16 protein-coding genes are annotated in these 19,870 nt (G+C 33.2%); 10 read left to right on the forward strand and 6 right to left on the reverse strand.

The window, feature by feature from the left end:
* Positions 1-33: 33 nt before the first annotated feature.
* On the reverse strand, positions 34-471 hold the full coding sequence (locus ABS764_RS01415; RefSeq protein ID WP_408079215.1) for an acyl-CoA thioesterase: 438 nt from the start codon (positions 469-471) through the stop codon (positions 34-36).
* Positions 472-614: 143 nt separating this feature from the next.
* On the opposite strand from ABS764_RS01415, the gene ABS764_RS01420 reads away from it, so the two are divergent.
* Positions 615-1,454, forward strand: coding sequence for a transglutaminase-like domain-containing protein (locus ABS764_RS01420; protein WP_408079217.1), 840 nt, complete (start codon positions 615-617; stop codon positions 1,452-1,454).
* A gap of 24 nt (positions 1,455-1,478) precedes the next feature.
* On the opposite strand, the gene ABS764_RS01425 is transcribed toward ABS764_RS01420, so the two are convergent.
* The 3 genes from ABS764_RS01425 to ABS764_RS01435 form a co-directional block, all read right to left on the reverse strand.
* Complete coding sequence (locus tag ABS764_RS01425) at positions 1,479-2,762, reverse strand: serine hydrolase domain-containing protein (protein ID WP_408079219.1); 1,284 nt, start codon at positions 2,760-2,762, stop codon at positions 1,479-1,481.
* 33 nt (positions 2,763-2,795) lie between these two features.
* The gene (locus tag ABS764_RS01430) at positions 2,796-3,185 is read right to left on the reverse strand and encodes a DUF1398 domain-containing protein (RefSeq protein WP_408079221.1); all 390 of its coding nucleotides are present in this window, start codon (positions 3,183-3,185) and stop codon (positions 2,796-2,798) included.
* Positions 3,186-3,258: 73 nt separating this feature from the next.
* Complete coding sequence (locus ABS764_RS01435) at positions 3,259-4,122, reverse strand: mechanosensitive ion channel family protein (protein WP_408079223.1); 864 nt, start codon at positions 4,120-4,122, stop codon at positions 3,259-3,261.
* A gap of 367 nt (positions 4,123-4,489) precedes the next feature.
* On the opposite strand from ABS764_RS01435, the gene dnaK reads away from it, so the two are divergent.
* The 6 genes from dnaK (at position 4,490) to ABS764_RS01465 (ending at position 13,541) form a co-directional block, all read left to right on the forward strand.
* Positions 4,490-6,370 carry a molecular chaperone DnaK gene (gene dnaK / locus ABS764_RS01440; protein WP_408079225.1) on the forward strand — a complete coding sequence of 627 codons (1,881 nt, stop codon included), beginning with the start codon at positions 4,490-4,492 and terminating at the stop codon, positions 6,368-6,370.
* Between the two features lie 614 nt (positions 6,371-6,984).
* A complete protein-coding gene (locus ABS764_RS01445; RefSeq protein ID WP_408079227.1) occupies positions 6,985-8,205 on the forward strand; it encodes a hybrid sensor histidine kinase/response regulator in 1,221 nt (406 codons plus the stop codon).
* Between the two features lie 20 nt (positions 8,206-8,225).
* Positions 8,226-11,786, forward strand: a complete 3,561-nt coding sequence (locus ABS764_RS01450) for a hybrid sensor histidine kinase/response regulator (protein WP_408079229.1) — start codon at positions 8,226-8,228, stop codon at positions 11,784-11,786.
* 14 nt (positions 11,787-11,800) lie between these two features.
* Entirely contained in the window at positions 11,801-12,166 is a 366-nt protein-coding gene (locus ABS764_RS01455; RefSeq protein WP_408079231.1) for a response regulator, read from the forward strand.
* A gap of 2 nt (positions 12,167-12,168) precedes the next feature.
* Positions 12,169-12,978 carry a CheR family methyltransferase gene (locus ABS764_RS01460; protein WP_408079233.1) on the forward strand — a complete coding sequence of 270 codons (810 nt, stop codon included), beginning with the start codon at positions 12,169-12,171 and terminating at the stop codon, positions 12,976-12,978.
* Positions 12,975-13,541: a chemotaxis protein CheB gene (locus tag ABS764_RS01465; protein WP_408079235.1), complete on the forward strand. Its 567-nt coding sequence runs from the start codon at positions 12,975-12,977 to the stop codon at positions 13,539-13,541. Before ABS764_RS01460 ends, ABS764_RS01465 begins: the two co-directional genes overlap by 4 nt.
* Positions 13,542-13,559: 18 nt before the next feature.
* Here the strand turns inward: ABS764_RS01465 and ABS764_RS01470 are convergent, their stop codons facing one another.
* A complete protein-coding gene (locus ABS764_RS01470) occupies positions 13,560-13,994 on the reverse strand; it encodes a DUF6526 family protein (protein WP_408079237.1) in 435 nt (144 codons plus the stop codon).
* Positions 13,995-14,199: 205 nt separating this feature from the next.
* Here ABS764_RS01470 and corA point away from each other — a divergent pair, with 205 nt between their 5' ends.
* From corA to ABS764_RS01485, 3 genes are all read left to right on the forward strand, one after another.
* Entirely contained in the window at positions 14,200-15,270 is a 1,071-nt protein-coding gene (gene corA, locus ABS764_RS01475; protein ID WP_408079239.1) for a magnesium/cobalt transporter CorA, read from the forward strand.
* 49 nt (positions 15,271-15,319) lie between these two features.
* Positions 15,320-17,413: a phosphate acetyltransferase gene (gene pta / locus ABS764_RS01480; protein ID WP_408079241.1), complete on the forward strand. Its 2,094-nt coding sequence runs from the start codon at positions 15,320-15,322 to the stop codon at positions 17,411-17,413.
* A 63-nt stretch (positions 17,414-17,476) separates the two neighbouring features.
* Positions 17,477-18,661 carry an acetate/propionate family kinase gene (locus ABS764_RS01485; protein WP_408079243.1) on the forward strand — a complete coding sequence of 395 codons (1,185 nt, stop codon included), beginning with the start codon at positions 17,477-17,479 and terminating at the stop codon, positions 18,659-18,661.
* Positions 18,662-18,663: 2 nt separating this feature from the next.
* Here the strand turns inward: ABS764_RS01485 and ABS764_RS01490 are convergent, their stop codons facing one another.
* Positions 18,664-19,767, reverse strand: a complete 1,104-nt coding sequence (locus ABS764_RS01490; RefSeq protein WP_408079245.1) for a PAS domain-containing sensor histidine kinase — start codon at positions 19,765-19,767, stop codon at positions 18,664-18,666.
* Between the last annotated feature and the right edge of the window lie 103 nt (positions 19,768-19,870).

The raw sequence follows: 19,870 nt of genomic DNA on the forward strand, positions 1-19,870 counted from the left end.
TGTTTAGACATTATTTTACTGAACTGCTATTGCCTAAGATTCTGTAAAATCTTCACATTTTGGAATACTTAACATCGCATTAAGAGCAATTTCCGGAACAGGATTTACAAGTTTACGCAGTTTGGTATCCATCCAGGCACCATCTACAGTCAGCGTTGCACAGAGCACATTATCCTCTGTCCTAAATTCATGAGCAATAGACCAGCGGGATGCATCGGTTTTCATTTTAGCTACTTTAGTATAAAGTGTTATGGCATCACCCAGTTTTAATTCTTTTCTAAAAACACATTCTTCCCGAAAAAGTACCGGACCAAAATGCTGTTTTTGAAAAATCTGTAGAGTGAGTCCCAGACTTTCTAATATTTCCATACGATGCTGAGCGGCAAAATCGTAATAAACACTATGACGAACATGAAAATTAGGGTCTAAATCGGACCAGCGAAAAGATAATTGCTTGCTAAAAGAGGTCATATTGTTATTTTAAAATTTAATTCTCGTAAATTTAGAAAAAATAAGCCAAAAGACAGAGAAGAACTCTATAGTTTTAGCTATATTTAATTTAATTGATTTTGTTTTTTTGAGGTGCTTTTTTAAGGAATAAATATCTTTATCAGATGAGATTTAATGTAAGCAGTTTTTTATCCTATGAAGTTTTTTCTGCAACAACCTTTATTTTTAATATTCAGGCTGCTGTTTCGGAAACCCAGATTATTGTTTCAGAATTGCTTAAAATTACTCCAGAGATTAAGTACGAAGAATTTATGTTGAAAAATTCAGCTACTCGTTTTATAAAAATGGAAGTAGCTCAAGGAACTGCTTTTACAATTAGTTATGAAGCAGTGGTGGAAGTGTTACATCAGCTGATTGCTCCCGAAAGACTGTCTACAGCTATTCCTTTAATTAATTTAGATAATGAAATATTACCTTTTATTTCTCCCAGCAGGTATTGTGAATCGGATAAATTATTAGATTTTGCACACCGGCAGTTTGGACATTTACCGAATGAATTTTCTAAGGTAAAAGCAATTAACGAATGGGTTTTTAATTCCATAGCTTATAAAGCCGGAACTAGTGATTCCAACAGATCTGCCTGTGATGTTCTCCATTTAAAAGAAGGGGTTTGTAAAGATTTTGCTCATCTTGCCATTGCTTTATGTCGTGCCTTAGATATTCCGGCGCGATATTTTACGGCTTATGCTTATGCCCTTGATCCACCTGATTTTCATGCTTGTTTTGAGGCTTATGTAGGAGGGAAGTGGTTGTTTTTTGACCCTACTCAATTAAGTATTCCTAATGGATTGGTCAAAATAGCTGATGCTAAAGATGCCAGTGAGGTAGCTGTGGCTAGTTTTTTTGGTGAAGTGAATTGTACTTTTATGAAAATCGAATGCCATCCTCTTTCTGTTTTTATCCCTATGGATGCAAAAAAAAACAAAGCCATTTCTTATGGTTGAAATGACTTTGTTCTCCAGAATGTGTTAATCATCGATAGCCTGTTCAGCTAATATCTGGAATTTCCAGCCAGTATTGTCTGATGTTTTTTGTGTTTGTTTCAGAATGATTCCTATGAGTTCTTCTTTTGGATCAGCAAAATACTGGGTATTAAAGTAGCCGCCCCAGTTAAAGGTTCCGGCGCTTCCCTGACCGCCTGAATCTTCGCCCATCTGGTTCAAAACTCTAAAACCTAATCCGTGACCGGCATCGGTTTTGCCCCAGATTTCGCCAATTTGGTTTGACAGCATAAATTGAACAGTAGTTCTGCTTAATAATCTTATTCCGTTTAATTCGCCTTTATTCAGGAACATTTGCAGGAAAGTAGCATAATCTTTTGCTGTGCTGGATAATCCGGCGCCACCTGAGAAAAAGCTTTTGGCTCCTTTTATTGGATAATTTACGTCATAAAAAGTATTGGGAAACGGAATCCATTTGCCGTTTTCTTTGGTTTGGATAGTAACCAGTCGGTTGGATTTTGATTCCGGTAAATAAAAATAAGTATCATTCATTCCCAAAGGTTCGAAAATACGGGTTCTGTAATAGTCATCCATTGGCATTCCTGACATGATTTCGATAAAATAACCGATGACATCCAAACCTTCACTATAAGTAAATTTTTCTCCCGGATTGTGGTGCAACGGAAGCTTTGCCAGTTTTTTGACACTTTCGGCAATGGTAATTTTATCAGTTGTAAACAAATCGGTTACGCCGGCATCTTGGTATATTTTTTTAAAACGGGCATCGCTGTCAATTTGTCCATAACCAATCCCGGAAGTATGCGTTATTAAATCGCGAATGGTAATTTCTCTTTTGGCAGGTTTTGTCGTGTATTTTCCATTTGGATAAACACTGTCCAGAACCTGTGCATTTTTAAATTCCGGAATGTATTTTGAAATGGGGTCGTCGAGTTTGAATTTGCCTTCTTCCCAAAGCATCATCACAGCGGTTGTAGTAATGGCTTTGGTTTGTGATGCAATTCTGAAAATGGCATCGGTTTTTAAGGGGGCTGAATTAGCATTATCGGCATTTCCAAAGGCTTTTAGATATACAATTTTTCCTTTTCGGGCGACTAAAGCAACAGCGCCGGGAATTTCTGAATCAGCAACGGCTTTGTTAAGCATATTATCAATTCGTGCCAGTCTTTCGCTGGATATTCCCACACTGGCAGGAGCGGCTTCACTGAGTTTGGGTGAGTTTTTTATAGATTTAGTTTGGGCATAATTGCTAAAACCTGACACTATAAAAAAAGCAATAAAAAGATTTTTCATGTTGGTTAATTAGTAGTAGGTATTGAAATAGTTTTATTCCGGAATTTTTTCTATCAAAATAGGATTTTCGGCAGTATCATAATAGGTACAACTCATATCGATAATGTCCACACGCCATTTGGCAATACCGCATTGGGCTGCATGTTGACAAAAAGTATAATAATCTGTCTGACCGTCCTGATGCATCACCAGAAATTCAATAAAACGCTCTTTGTTAGCTACAGCAGAAATTGTTAATGTATCGTATTTTTTATCGGTGCTGACAACAAAATTATTGACACCATAATAAGAAACACTTCCATCAGCGACAATTGTATCATAGCCTTTCACGCCCAGACTAATTAAGTCTTGTATGTAATTTGGGAAATCAGCACCCGACTTTACTTTGGAATGTGCTGCTTTAATTTGGTCTATTGTAAACATATTTATCTTTTTTTTTTTAGGTTTTTCAAATATAGCGTAAAAACGCAAAAAATCTGTTTTTTGATGTTTTAGTTTAAGAAGAAAGTCTTTTATCCTCTGGAATTGTTTTAATCGAAATTTCCCTTTGCGGATAAGGAATAGAAATTTTTTCGGCATCAAAACGTTTTTTTATACTTTGCAATAAATCACAGTACATGATAAATCCATCACTATGGTTTTTGGCCCAAGCCCATGCTTTTAAATTCACGCTCGAATCGGCCAGAGCAATTACTCTTGCAACTACTAATGGTGAATTTTCTCTAATGTTTTCCGGTGTTCTGGTATCAATAAATAAAGGATGTTTTGCCACTTCTTCCTGCATTATTGCCAAAGCTTTATCAATATCTGATTCGTAGCCAATACCTATTTCTATAGCTTTGCAGCATTTAGTATCCTGCATATTTGTATTTTTTATTATTTCATTACTGATAACGGAGTTAGGAATGATAATCCGGTTGTTTTCTGCATCTTTTAAAACGACCTGTCTAAGATTAATATCTTCTACAATTCCTGTAAAATCATTTATGGTTATGCGATCGTTAATACGAAAGGGTTTAAAAATAACTAAAAATATTCCACTCATGATGTTGCTTAAAGCCTGCTGCGAAGCTAAACCTGCAATTAAGGAAAGTACTCCTGCACCAGCTAACAGAGAATGTCCGATAATTTTAAATTGGGGTATTTGTATTAGTGCAAACGAAATCCCCAGAATATAAATAATACTGATAATAAGGTGTTTTAAGAATTTTAATCCGGTGCTGTCAAAATCTTTACGCTCGAGTCTTCTGTATATTAAACGTTTTAATATTTTATCGACAATAGCACCTAATAAAAAAGTAAAAAGAATAATTATAACAATGCTAAGAAGCAGTTTAAAGTCGGTTTTGAAGTTAAGCATAACAGATGTTTTTGAAATTTTAAAAATAATAAAATGAACCGATATCTGATCCTATTTTTTTATACTATATGACATATTCAGACACAGAATAAAAATAAGGGATAGAAAATGTATTTTATGATGAGAATGGATATAGTTTCTGAAGCTTCAGAAACAGGAATAGCTTTTGATTTTAATTGTGACAGTATTATTACTGTTTTTTGAAAATTCTGTCAGTTATTTTTAAAATGTCATATTGTCAGCTAATTTTGCGACAGCTTTTCTGTTTTCTGACAATTTACAGGAGGCTTTGATATTGGCACAAAGATTGACTTATGCACCATGAGTTATTAAATCGAGTATATAATAAAAATTAAATATATTAAAAATGGGTAAAATAATCGGAATTGATTTAGGTACAACGAACTCTTGTGTTTCTGTAATGGAAGGTAGCGAAGCAGTTGTTATTCCTAATGCAGAAGGAAAAAGAACAACGCCATCTATCATCGCTTTTGTAGAAGGTGGAGAAATTAAAGTAGGGGATCCTGCTAAAAGACAAGCGGTAACTAATCCAACTAAGACTATTGCTTCTATCAAACGTTTTATGGGACATTCATTTGCTGAAGTTACTGAAGAAGCAAAAAGAGTTCCTTACAGTGTAGTAAAAGGAGACAACAATACACCACGTGTGGATATTGACGGTCGTTTGTATACTGCTCAGGAGTTGTCTGCAATGACACTTCAAAAAATGAAAAAAACTGCTGAAGACTATTTAGGTCAAACTGTAACTGAAGCGGTTATTACTGTTCCTGCTTACTTTAACGATGCACAACGTCAGGCTACTAAAGAAGCTGGTGAAATTGCTGGTCTTAAAGTGATGCGTATCATCAATGAGCCAACTGCTGCTGCACTTGCTTACGGATTAGATAAAAAAGGAACTGATCAAAAAATTGCTGTTTACGATTTAGGTGGAGGTACTTTTGATATCTCTGTTTTGGAATTAGGAGACGGTGTATTCGAAGTATTATCTACAAATGGAGATACTCACTTAGGAGGAGATGATTTTGACCAGGTTATTATTGACTGGTTAGCTGATGAATTTAAAGCTGAAGAAGGAATTGACTTGCGTTTAGACCCAATGTCATTACAACGTATTAAAGAAGCCGCTGAAAAAGCTAAAATTGAATTATCTGCTTCTGCTGAAACAGAAATCAACTTGCCATACGTAACTGCTACTGCTTCAGGACCAAAACACTTAGTTAAAAAATTATCTCGTTCTAAATTTGAACAATTAGCTGATTCTTTAGTAAAACGTTCTATGGCACCAGTTGCTAAAGCGTTAAAAGATGCTGGTTTATCAGTTTCTGATATCGACGAAGTGATCTTGGTTGGAGGTTCTACCCGTATCCCAAGAATCGTTGAAGAGGTTGAAAAATTCTTTGGTAAAAAAGCTTCTAAAGGAGTTAACCCTGATGAAGTTGTAGCTATTGGTGCTGCTATTCAAGGTGGAGTTTTATCTGGAGATGTAAAAGATGTATTGTTACTTGACGTTACTCCATTATCTTTAGGTATTGAAACTATGGGTGGTGTAATGACTGTTCTTATCGAAGCTAACACTACTATCCCAACTAAAAAATCTCAGGTGTTCTCTACTGCTGCTGATTCTCAACCATCTGTTGAAATCCACGTTTTACAAGGAGCCAGAGCAATGGCTGCGGATAACAAAACTATCGGTCGTTTCCACTTAGACGGTATTCCGCCAGCACCAAGAGGAGTTCCTCAAATCGAGGTTTCTTTTGATATTGATGCTAATGGTATCATCAAAGTTTCTGCTACAGATAAAGGAACTGGAAAATCTCACGATATCCGTATCGAAGCTTCTTCTGGTTTAACTGCTGAAGAAATCGAACAAATGAAAAAAGATGCAGAAGCTAATGCTGATGCTGATAAAGCTGCAAAAGAAAGAGCTGAAAAATTAAACGAAGCTGACAGTACTATTTTCCAAACTGAAAGTCAATTGAAAGAATTGGGAGATAAAATTTCAGATGAGCATAAAACAGCTATCGAATTTGCTTTAACTGAACTTAGAATGGCACACCAGTCTCAGGATATTGCTGCTATCCAAAAAGGTTTAGATAATGTAAACGCTGCATGGAAAACTGCTACTGAAGCTATGTACGCTCAAGGAGAGCAAGGTCAGGCAGCTGCTGCTGAACCACAAGCTGAAGGAGATAACGTTCAGGATGTAGATTACGAAGAAGTAAAATAATTTTATAATTAAGCAATTAGTATTAAAATCAAAACCGGGCCAGAAATGACTCGGTTTTTTTGTTTTTTTAGAGAAGTAATAAAATGAAATTTTGAAACATATCTCATAAATTATATAAGGACTTGTAATGATTTATTCAGCAATTTTGAGATATCGAAAATTGAAATAATGAAAAAACGGAATGCCTCACATTTTATATGAAAATTATGGTTTTGAAATAAAAATTAAAAACATATTGTTTTTTATATAAATCGTGTTCATACCTTATAATACGTTAGCTATTGTAGCCAAATATATCGATTGAAATTTCAGCACAAAAAAAACAGCTTTCTAATAAGGCTGTTTTTTTTTATGATAGCAAAATGAATGACTATTTTATAGAATTTGTAACACAAAATATAAGTTCGGAACATAGTGCTTTGTAAGTTTAAATATTTGGTTCAAAAAAAATGAAAATTGCCGTTGTACACCGCTGCTTTATGACTTCTTTTCTTTATTTTTGATTCAACTATATTAAAAATTTTATAAATGTTACTCTTGTGAAAAGTTTTATTAATTTAAATTTTAATCTCTGACCATCTAGCTGATCTATTTGTAAAGAGTCATACTTAATTATGATTTTAATTGTTGATGATATAGAGGCAAATATAATTGCTCTGAAAAAAATTCTGGAGTTACATAACCTTGAAGTTGATACAGCAACATCCGGCGAGGAAGCGCTTAAAAAAATTTTAAAGAAGAATTATTCTTTAATAATTATGGATGTTCAGATGCCTAAGATGGATGGTTTTGAGGTGGTTGAAATTTTAGCCGGTAATAAAAAGACAAAAGACATACCTGTCATCTTTCTTTCAGCAGTTAATAAACAAAAAAAATTCATTTCCAAAGGCTACCAAACAGGAGGAGTTGAATATATTACCAAACCGGTAGATCCTGAATTACTCATTTTAAAGGTAAAAACTTTTCTGAAAATTTATAATCAGCAAAATGAACTTAAAATTGTTCGTGATTTATTAGCAAAAGAAATAGAAATTCGAAAAAAAGATCAGGAAAATCTGGAAATCATTGTAGCGGAAAGGACTAAAGAGCTGGTACAAAAAAACGAAGAATTAGAGATGCGGAATCATGAATTACAGCAGTTTTCCTGGGTTGTTTCCCATGATTTGAAAGAACCAGTTCGTAAAATCCAGATTTTTATTAAGATGATTAAAGAAAGATTTCTCATTCAGGAAGAGAAATCACTCGATTATATTGACCGGACGATTCGTTCTGCAGAAAGAATGGAAAACCTGATTACGGATTTATTAGAATATTCCAGACTCTCGTCGAATGTACCTCCGGAAGAAACAGATTTAAATCTCATTGTAGAAGAAATTGTGACTGACTTTGATTATCTGATTGATAAAAAAGAAGCTTCTATTTATGTCGGTAATTTGCCTGTACTTAATGCTATTCCAAGTCAGATGCGTCAGGTATTTCAAAATCTGATAGGTAATTCTTTAAAATTCACCAAAAAAGATGTAAAACCGGTTATCGCTATTTCCTCTCAGATTATCGCTTCTAAATCTTTTGACAGCGAACCTTCAGAAGACGGAAAATATTGTCGTATTGAGGTCAAAGACAACGGAATTGGTTTTGATGAAAATTATATAGATCGTATTTTTATGATTTTTCAGAGCCTGAATGTTCGAAGTGCTTATGAAGGAACCGGAATTGGTTTAGCAATCGCAAAAAAAATAATTGAAAAACACAATGGTTTAATTACCGCTAAAAGCGTTGCTAATGAAGGTGCCACTTTTATTCTGATTTTACCTTTGACTAACGAAATAAATTAATCAAACTATTCTTTATTTACATGAACGGAAATTTTAAAAGAAACGTACTTATTAGCTCTTCTGTATCAATATGCATATTATTGATTAGTTCGATAGCCTCTTTTTTAAGTATTCGAAGTCTCTTAAAAAGTAACAATCTGGTTTATCATACTCAGGAAGTTATTTATAATATTAACGAAGGAAAAGCCCTTTTACTTGAATCGCAGACAAGTATGAGAGGCTTTTTAGTTACCGGAAAAGACAGTTTTTTAGCAGGTTTTAATGAAAATGAAGCTAAAACAGATACATTTTTCTATACAGTGGAAGAGTTGACTATTGATAACCCTGTTCAGCAAAAGAGATTAGTTCAGCTAAAACCTTTACGTGCCCAGTATTTCAGATTTCTGAATCAAAAAATTGTAGAGAAAAGAAATGGTTTTAATTTTCTTGCTTATGATTTAGACAGAGGTAATGAGCTGATGGCAAAAATGAATGATCTTACCAATCGTATTGAAAAGGAGGAACAAAGATTATTAACTGAACGCATTTCCAGCTCTGAACGGTATGGTCAGTATAGTTCTATATTGATTGTGGCAGCTTTCATTATCGCTTTTATTATTAGTGTGTTATTTTTAATACGAATACTAAAAGATTATAAGCAAAGATTAGAATTACAAAAAGAGCTGCAAAAGAAAGAAGAAGAAACACAATTGCGCATAAGTACAATCAGTTCAGTAGCAAAACAAATTTCGGAGGGAAATTATGATATTGAAATTGAAGGCGCAAAAAATGACACTTTAGGAAGTGTGAGTGTTTCACTCAATAATATGGGAAAATCGCTAAAAGAATCATTCCGGTTATTAGAAGATCAGGAATGGCTACAAGCCGGTATTGCCGAATTAAATAACGTAATGCTTGGCGAAAAACTGATAGATGTTTTTTCTAATGATGTGGTCAACTTTTTAGCAGTATATACTAATAGTAGTGCGGGGGTTTTATATGTACTGGAAGGAGATACATTATATGCTAAAGCCGGTTATAACTTTTCTTCAAATGCAAAACGAGAGAAATTTAAACTTGGTGAAGGTTTAATTGGTCAGTCCGCGGTTTCTAAAGAATTATTAGAATTAGACATTATTGAAGAAGATGCAATTCATATTTCTTATGCTTTAGGAGAGGTGAGGCCAACACACATTGTGGCATTTCCATTAATCGACAACAAGGTTGAAGGTGTTATTGAACTGGCAAGTCTTACTACTTATACAGCATTAGAATTAGAGTTTTTTAAAGTAATAGCTAAGAATATAGGAGTGGGATTGCGGGCTACAATTAATCGTAAACATTTAAGTGATTTACTGGAAGAAACGCAGGCACAATCAGAAGAATTACGCATTCAGCATAGTGAAATGGAAGCTATTAATGCTGAACTGGAAGCGCAGACAGAAAAATTACAGGCCTCAGAAGAAGAATTGCGTGTGCAGCAGGAGGAATTACAGCAAACTAATGAGGAATTAGCGGAGCGAAGTGTTTTATTAGAAGAGAAAAATACTGAAATTCAGAAAAAATCCGAAGATTTAGAAATCACAACACGGTATAAATCAGAGTTTTTAGCTAATATGTCTCATGAATTGCGTACACCATTAAATTCTATTTTGTTATTAAGTCGTTTGCTTTCTGAAAATAATGACAGCAATATGAATGAAGAGCAGATTGAATTTGCAAAAGTAATTCAGAGTTCAGGAAACGGATTGTTAGGTTTAATTGACGAAATTCTGGATTTATCCAAAATTGAAGCCGGTAAAATGGAATTAGAATTTTTAGAAGTTTCTGTTAAGGAAATCACAGATACAATGAAAAATCTATTTTCTCAGGTAGCTAAAGAAAAAAATATTTCTTTTGAAATTATTGCAGAAAATGCCCCAGTAGTAATTAGAACGGACAAAATCCGTTTAGAGCAAATTATTAAAAATTTGATTTCAAACGCTATTAAATTTACTTCTGAAGGTAAGGTTACACTGGAAATAAAAATGGATCCTGATAATGACAAAACAGTTTGTTTTATAGTTACAGATACCGGTATAGGAATTCCGTTAAACAAGCAGCCACTTATTTTTGAAGCTTTTCAGCAGGCTGACGGTTCAACAAAACGTAAATATGGTGGTACAGGCTTAGGGTTATCTATCAGCAGAGAGCTGACTAAATTATTAAAAGGAGAAATTAAATTAAAAAGTACTGTTAATCAGGGAAGTGAATTTACTTTGTGTTTGCCGGCTTATGGACAAAAATCTGTTCAAAACGATGAAACAAACCATAAATCATCAGAGGATGAAACCACTGATATCACCTCAAGACCTATTGTAAAAAAGTACATCAGTCCGGTTATTCCGGATGAAATTGAGGACGACAGAGCGCAATTACAACCGGGTGATAAAGTTATTTTGATTGTAGAAGACGATATAAATTTTGCTAAATCACTTTTAAAATATACCCGAAATCAGGGGTATAAGGGGATAGTGGCTGTCCGGGGTGATTATGCTTTAGATTATGCTTTGCTTTATAGTCCTATCGGAATTTTACTAGATGTAGAATTACCCATAAAAAGCGGTTGGGAAGTAATGGAAGATTTAAAAGGAAATTCTCAAACACGTCCTATTCCGGTGCATATTATGTCATCTCATAAATTAAAACAGGAAAGTTTGTTAAAAGGAGCGGTAAACTTTTTAGACAAACCAGTTGCGTTTGAAAAATTTCCGTCTGTTTTTGAAAAAATAGAACAAATTATCAATAAAGAATCCCAAAAAGTATTAATTATTGAAGACAATTCTCATCACGCACAGGCATTAGCTTATTTTCTGGAAACCTATAATATTAATTCAGAAATTAAAAGTGAAGTTGGAGCAGGAGTAGAAGCTTTGATGAATAGCGATGTTGAATGTGTAATTCTTGATATGGGAATTCCGGACAAACAATCGTATGCTATTTTAGAAGGTTTAAAGAAAACCGAAGGAATGGAAAGTTTACCTGTTATTGTTTTTACGGGTAAAAGTTTATCGATGAAAGAAGAAGTGAAAATTAAAAAATATGCTGATTCAATTATTGTTAAAACAGCTCATTCTTACCAGCGAATGCTGGATGAAGTGTCATTATTTCTTCATTTGGTTGAAGAGAACAAAGACAGTTCCAAAGTGGATAAAAAATTAAATTTATTAAACAATATTCTCAACGGCAAAAAAGCCTTAATCGTTGATGATGATGTTCGTAATATTTATTCATTAACTAAATCTTTGGAGGTTTTTAAAATGAATATAATTACTGCAATTGATGGTAAGGAAGCCTTAATTGCATTAGAAGAAAATCCTGATACTGATATTGTTTTATTAGATATGATGATGCCTAATATGGATGGTTATGACACAGCTGTTCAGATTCGAAAAAATCCATTGTTTAAGAAAATGCCTGTAATTGCAGTTACAGCAAAAGCAATGATAGGAGACCGCGAAAAATGTATTCAGGCAGGCGCGTCAGATTATATTACAAAACCGGTAGATGTTGACCAGTTACTTTCATTATTAAGAGTTTGGTTGTATGACAAAACCAACTAAGAATTTGTTTTAAAATGTCCAGAAAAAGAATTTTAATTATTGATGATGATGCTCGAAATATTTTTGCACTTACAGCAACATTACGAGCCAGATCTTTTGAATGTGTTTCTTGTTTAAGCGCTGAGGAAGCTTTGAAAAAATTAGAAACAGAGGAAATTTTTGATGCTGTTTTAATTGATATGATGATGCCTGATATGGATGGCTATGAAGCGATTCCTTTAATAAAAAAGATACCTGAAAGGAAAAATGTTTTGATAATTGCAGTTACCGCACAGGCTATGGTAGGTGATCGGGAGAAATGTTTAATAGCGGGAGCAAATGATTACATCTCTAAACCTATTGATGTAGACAAGTTGCTGGTTGCACTTGAGAAAATATAAAAATGATAGAAGAACTAGAGTTGGAAACACTTATTAATGAGGTTTATGAACATTACGGTTTTGATTTTGGAAATTATTCAAAAGCTTCTTTAAAAAGACGGGTGGAAAGACTCTATCTGATGGATGGTTTTAGTCATTTTCACGAATTTTTACATCGTATTACCACCGATGAGGATTATTACAGAAGGATGATTGAAGAAATTACGGTAAATGTAACTGAAATGTTTCGTGATCCTTTGTTCTACAGTGTTTTACGAAATGAAGTTATTCCTCTTTTGGCACCAAAACCATTTATCAGAATCTGGCATGCCGGCTGTTCAACAGGAGAAGAGGTTTTTTCAATGGCTATTTTGTTAAAAGAGCTCGGACTTTTACATAAATCTCTTTTGTATGCAACTGATATCAACGGTACTGTGCTGGAAACGGCTAAAAAAGGGGTTTTTCCATTACGAATGATGAAGCAATATTCTGAAAATTATTTAGCGTCAGGAGGAGCAGAAGATTTTTCGTCATATTATAGCGCTAATTTTAATATTGTAAAATTCAATCCGGATTTATCTGAAAAAATGGTTTTCTCACAACACAATCTGGTTTCAGACACTTCCTTCAATGAGTTTGATTTAATTTTATGCCGCAACGTTTTGATTTATTTTAATAATGATTTACAATCCCGGGCTATAAAATTATTTGATGATAGCTTATCTGTTTTGGGGTTTTTAGCATTAGGCTCTAAAGAGACAATAAAATATACACAGGGTGACAGTAAATTTGTTCAGCTGCGTAAAGAAAAAATTTGGAGAAAAACACAATGACAAGAAAATGTGAGTTAGTTATAATCGGAGGTTCAGCAGGAAGTTTACAGGTATTAATTAATATTTTGCCGCAAATAAAACTTCCTATTCCCTTTGCAATAGTGATTGTTGTACATCGAAAAAACTCATATGACACTGTTTTAGAAGATTTAATTGCGCTTAAAACTTATATTCCTATTGAGTATGTAGAGGATAAATCAAAACTTCAGCCAGGAGTGCTATACATTGCTCCTTCAGATTATCATATGCTCTTTGAAGACAAGAATAGCATTGCGCTTGATGGATCCGAAAAAGTTAATTACAGTCGTCCCAGTATCGATGTCTCTTTCGAATCTGCGGCCTTAGTATTTAAGGAACATTTAGTTGGGATTTTGTTGTCAGGAGCAAATACAGACGGAACATTAGGCTTACAGATTATTCAAAAAAAAGGCGGACTAACGATTGTTCAAAAACCTGAAACTGCCGAAGTTCCTTATATGCCAAAATTTGCAGTATTAAATGCTAATCCTGATTTTATTTTCAGTGAAGAAGAGATTATCGCCTTTTTAAATTCTGATATTTAAAGTTTTTAAAACCGCAAATTATACTCTTTCATAATCTCCTTTCCACTTTACAATTGACTTTTTGATGCTTTTTGAATCTAAATTTTCAGCAATGGTTTTTTCAATTAATTGGATAAGTTCCTCATCCGGCGCAAATCGTAAAGAAAAAATCTGACTGTCATTTAACTGTGCTTCAATCATCTCAAAACGCTTTCCTGTTAGGGAAAAATAGCGGTAACGAAGTTCCAGTTTCACTATCCTGTTTTGTAAAGTTAATGCATAATGCTGGCGAAGCATAAATGCTAAACAGAATAAAATAATAAATAAAACAGCAAACATTGCCCATACTAAATATTCTGCACGGGTGAAAGCGAAGTAAATGCTAAGTCCGGTTAAAAATAAGATTACAGGATAATAAATAAAATGATGTGGGGTATAAAACCGAATATGATTGTTGTAATTCTGATTAGTCATACTGTTTTTTTTTTAGATGATATAAATTTAGCCTTTACCTAATAGAATTCAAAGTTTTTTAGGGTTCTTTTAAAATATGATTTATCTCATAAAACAAAAAAACATTTAAAATTACTTTTACCGGCATTAATCACTGTTTTTAAATTGTTAAGTTGTTATAGTTTGCCAAAAGTTTTTTGTAATATTACTATCAAATGATTTTTATATGAGAAAAATAAAATATAAAAAAACAAGAAAAGTACAGCCAAATCCTTTAGAATATACCGGTAAACACAAAAAATCCGAATCAGAAATGCAATTGTTTGTGTACGATGAACCGGGTTTTAAAGAAAATAAAAGCATTCATTTATCCGATTTAAAATCCAGTATAGATTTAACTAAAAATAATTGGCTGAATTTACATGGTCTGAATGATATTGAAATTGTGGAAGGAATTGGTTCCCTTTTCGAAATAGATAGTTTTTTATTATCTGACATTCTGAATACTACCCGAAGAACAAAATTAGAAGAGACTAATAATAGTTTGTTTTTTAATATTAAATCTATTTTGCCAACAGAAAACTCAGATAATATAACTGTTGAGCAAATTAGTTTTATGATAAAAGACGGTGTGTTAATTTCGTTTCAGGAAAAACGAAGTGATTTTTTCACACACATCAGAGAACGAATCCGTACAAAATCAGGGATTGTGCGAACGAAAAAAGTTGACTTTTTGTTATACCTGCTTTTGGATGCTGTTATTGAGAATTTTTACATCACCATTGAAAACGAAGAAGATAAAGTCGAAGAATTGTTAACTCTCTCAAAGGGAAGTGCTAATCCGGAAATTTTAATACGTATAGAAAAACACCGCGATAATTTTAATTTTTTAAAACGTTCTATTGTACCTCTTCGGGATTCTTTAACCGGAATTAAAAGTTTAAAAGACGATGCTATTTGTAATGTAATTGAAATGGATTCCTTTGTCTATTTTTCCAGACTGCATCAAAAAAGTTTAGAACTCTTAGAACAAATTGAATCCGATATGGGGATGCTGGAAAGTGCTTCCAATTTCTTCTTTTCTTCCCAGGGGCATAAAATGAATGAAATTATGAAAACGCTGACTATTATTTCTTCAATATTTATTCCGCTCACTTTTCTGGCCGGAATCTACGGGATGAATTTTGAATACATTCCTGAACTGAAAATACATAACGGTTATTTTATAGTTATAGGTGTTATGTTTTTAATGGTGCTGGGTATGATAGCTTATTTCAAAAAAATTAAATGGTTTTAAACCAGTATCAGATAGCTTAAAAATAATTATTAAATCTAAAAAAATTACCATGAACAAAGCCATTTATATTGCAACTTCCGAAAGTAATAGTGGAAAATCAATGATTACTTTAGGACTGATGAGTATGCTAATGGGTAAAACTGCTAAGGTGGGTTATTTTAGACCTATTATCGAAGATTTTGAAGATGAAAAATTAGACAATCATATTGAAACGGTGATTTCGCATTTTGGTTTAGATATTCATTTTGAAGAAGCTTTTGCAGTTACAAAAAGTCAGTTAATCAAAAAGAAAAACAAAGGAAAAATAGGAGATGTTCTGGACTTAATCATTCAAAAATTCAAACATCTGGAAGAACGTTTTGATTTCGTTTTAGTGGAAGGAACCAGTTTTAGTGGTGAAGGAACAGCGATTGAATTAGATATGAACGTCCTTATTGCAAAAAATTTAGGTATTCCGGTCATTATTGTAGGTTCAGGAGTAGGAAAGACACTAGAGGAATTTTTAGACGGAGAATATTTAGTTTATGATTCTTTCAAAAATAAAGAAGTCGAAGTTCTGGCATTTATTGCTAATAAAATTCAGCCTGAAAATCTGCAATTGGCTACCGATGGTTTAAAGAGTATACTGCCAAAAGATGTTTTGGTAAGCGCTGTTCCTCTGGTATCAACTTTAGACAATCCTACAGTTAAAGAAATTGTAGAAGAACTGAATGCTAAAATACTATTTGGCAGCGATTTTATAAACAATGAGGTGGGAAGTTTTAGTGTGGGAGCTATGCAGTTACGAAACTATTTATTGCACTTGAAAGAGAATGCATTAGTAATCACTCCCGGGGACCGGGCTGATATTATTTTAGGAGCTTTGCAGGCCAATGAATCGGCTAATTATCCTACTGTTTCAGGAATTGTTCTTACCGGTAATATTTTGCCTGAAGAAAGTATTTTATTGCTGATTCAAGGGTTAAATAGTATTGTACCTATAATTTCAGTAGATGGCGGTACTTATCGGATAACTAATAAAATAGGTTCTATTCGTTCTAAAATTTACGCTGAGAATAAGCATAAAATTGAAACTTCTTTGAGTACATTTGAAAAATATGTAGATATAGAGGTTTTGTCGGATAAACTCAGTGCTTTTGAAGCAGATGGAATGACGCCAAAAATGTTTCAGTATAATTTAGTAAAAAGAGCCAGACAGCACCGAAAGCATATTGTTCTGCCGGAAGGAAATGATGACAGGATTATTATTGCAGCATCCCGGCTGTTAACAATGGATGTAGTTGATATTTCGATAATTGGAAACAGAAAACAAATCGAAAATAAAGTAGCCGAATTAGGAATTACATTTGATTTTTCCAAGGTTAATATTATCGTTCCAATCGAATCACCTTTTTATGAAGAGTATGCAAATACCTACTACGAACTTCGTAAAAATAAAAATGTTTCTATAGCTATGGCTAAAGATTTAATGGAAGATGTGTCTTATTTTGGAACGATGATGGTTTATAAAGGGCATGCGGACGGAATGGTTTCCGGAGCAGCACATACGACTCAACACACTATTTTACCTGCTTTACAATTTATCAAGACCAAACCTAACTCAAGTGTGGTTTCTTCAGTATTTTTTATGTGTTTAGAAGACCGGGTTTCCGTTTTTGGAGATTGCGCTATCAATCCGAATCCTACAGCAGAACAATTAGCCGAAATCGCTATTTCTTCTGCTGATTCCAGTCTTGCATTTGGAATAGAACCTAAAATAGCGATGCTTTCTTATTCTTCAGGTTCATCAGGAAAAGGTGATGAAGTTGAAAAAGTGAGAAGAGCCACAGAAATTGTTAAACTCAAACGCCCCGATTTAAAAATTGAAGGACCTATACAATATGATGCTGCAGTAGATATGGGTGTTGGTCAGAGTAAAATGCCTAATTCAGAAGTTGCAGGACAGGCGAGTGTGCTTATATTTCCGGATTTAAACACAGGAAATAATACGTATAAGGCAGTTCAGAGAGAAACAGGTGCATTAGCAATCGGACCGATGTTACAAGGGTTAAATAAGCCTGTAAACGATTTAAGTCGTGGCTGCACTGTTGATGATATTATAAATACAGTGGTTATTACAGCAATTCAGGCGCAGGGGTTGTGAAAAAAAAGCTTAGTGCCTTACGGGCTTAGTATTTTATAAACTAAAATAAAGAAAATAAAGAAAATGAAAATAGTTATTATAAATTCAGGAAGTTCTTCTATAAAATACCAATTGATTGATATGCCTTCACAGGAAGTGATTTGTAGTGGTATGATTGACAGAATAGGATTGGATACATCAAATTTAAGTTACAAAACCAATAAAGATTCATTGGAGGAAAGAATACCAATAGCTAATCATAAAACAGGTTTAGAAAAAATAGCCCAATTATTATTGGATGAAAGTATTGGTGTAATTAAAACAACACAAGAAATTGAAGCAGTAGGACATAGAGTAGTACATGGGGGTGCCAGTTTTTCAGATACTGTTTTGATAAATGATGAAATAAAAGAAAAGATTAAAGAGCTTTTTGAGTTAGCTCCTTTGCATAACCCTGCTAATTTAGAAGGAATTATTGTAGCCGAAGAAGTTTTTGCTTCAGCTAAACAAGTAGTGGTTTTTGATACTGCATTTCATCAGACTATGCCTGAAGTTGCTTATCGATATGCCATTCCAAATTATTTATTGACAGAAAACAAAATAAGAGCCTATGGTTTTCACGGGACTTCTCATAAATATGTTTCAGAAAAGGCTATCAGTTTTTTAGAAAAAAGTAATAAAATTATCAGCATTCATTTGGGGAATGGCTGTAGTATTACTGCCGTAAAAGATGGAAAAAGTGTTGACCACAGCATGGGGTTTAGTCCTGTAAACGGATTGATAATGGGAACCCGTAGTGGTGATATTGATCAATCAGTGATTTTTTATATGGTAAATACGCTGGGGTATCAATTAAATGAAGTTAATACAGTATTACAAAAACAAAGTGGTATGCTGGGGCTGACTGGTTATAGTGATTTGAGAGATATTCAGGCAAATGCGGAAAATGGAGATGTTAATTGTCAACTCGCTTTAGATATGAATGTATACCGCATTAAAAAATATATTGGTGCTTATGCTGCGGTTTTAAACGGAATTGATGCTGTTGTTTTTACAGCAGGAATAGGAGAAAACTCCGCATACATTAGGAAAAAAGTCTGTGAGCAAATGGATTTTCTTGGAATAGAATTGGATGAAGATAAAAATAATATGCGCTCGAATGCTATCCGTCAAATCAATACAGTCCGGTCAAAAACTAAAATTTTAGTTATTCCAACTAATGAAGAATTAGAAATTGCTCATCAGGTTTATGATTTAATAGTTAATTAGTGTTACTTTAAAGGAAAGCTAATTGTAAATTTTGATCCCTTATTCACCTCACTATCCAGAGTAATCTGACCACCGAGTGTTGTGATATGATTGTGTACCAAATAAAGCCCGATACCATTACTATCTGCATGTGTATTAAATTTCTGAAATAACCTAAATACTTTGTCTTTTACTTTATCTAAATCAAACCCAATACCATTATCTGAAATAATTAACTGGATGGTATTGTTTTGTTTTTTCGATTTAATAGAGATTGAAGGTACTGTATTAGGTTTTACATATTTTATAGCATTCGTAATCAAATTTAAAAAAATACTTTTTAAATAGGATTTGTTGAAATGTACTTTATCAATTGCAGAAAAATCAACATTAATGGTAGTTTTAGAATTATGGATTAAGGCATTAATCGAAGTTAAAACTTCATTCAGCGAATTGTTTAAATCAATTTCTTCCAATTGGTTATCGCTTTGATTTTTATAATTCAGTACCCGAATGTACTCGTCTAAATTTTCTTTTAAAGTATGAGTGGTACTTTTTAGAATAGTAATAAACTCAGCAATTTCCTCTTTATCAATATTTTCTGTTTCTAAAAGCTCAAAAACAGAAAGCATGTTATTTACAGGTGATCTTAAATCATGTGCTGTAGAATAACTCAATTGTTTAAACTCATTATTGATTTCAGTAAGCCTTTTAAGATGATTTTTTCGTTCCTGTTCCAGTTCTTTTTTATCGGTAATATTTTTTGCTACAGCATAAATTAGTTTTTTATCCTCTACGGGTACTGAAGTCCATAAAAGCCAAACGATCTTTCCGCTTTTAGTTTCATATCTGTTTTCAAAACTAAACAGAGGAACCTGGTTTCTTAAATTCTTTCTGGCTAAGCTTGTTTTTTCTTTATCATTGCTATACACAAAGTGATTAACAGGTTCTGCTAATAATTCTTCGGTAGTATATTCTAAAAGATCAGAAACCGCATTATTGATTTTTTTAAAATAACCATCATATCCTACTATGCAGAATAAATCTTGTGATACATCAAAAAAATGTTCAAAGTTCTGGAAAACATCATAATTATGTACTAAGTCAGTTTCTCTATTTTTGGTCATAAACATTTACTAAAGATTAATTAGTGTTAGGACAAATAAATAGGTTAAAAAAAGACTTGGGGAGAATTTTTATACAAAAATAATTTTTTTTAGAGATAAAACT

This window comes from Flavobacterium plantiphilum, from assembly GCF_046000495.1.
Lineage (GTDB): Bacteria > Bacteroidota > Bacteroidia > Flavobacteriales > Flavobacteriaceae > Flavobacterium > Flavobacterium plantiphilum.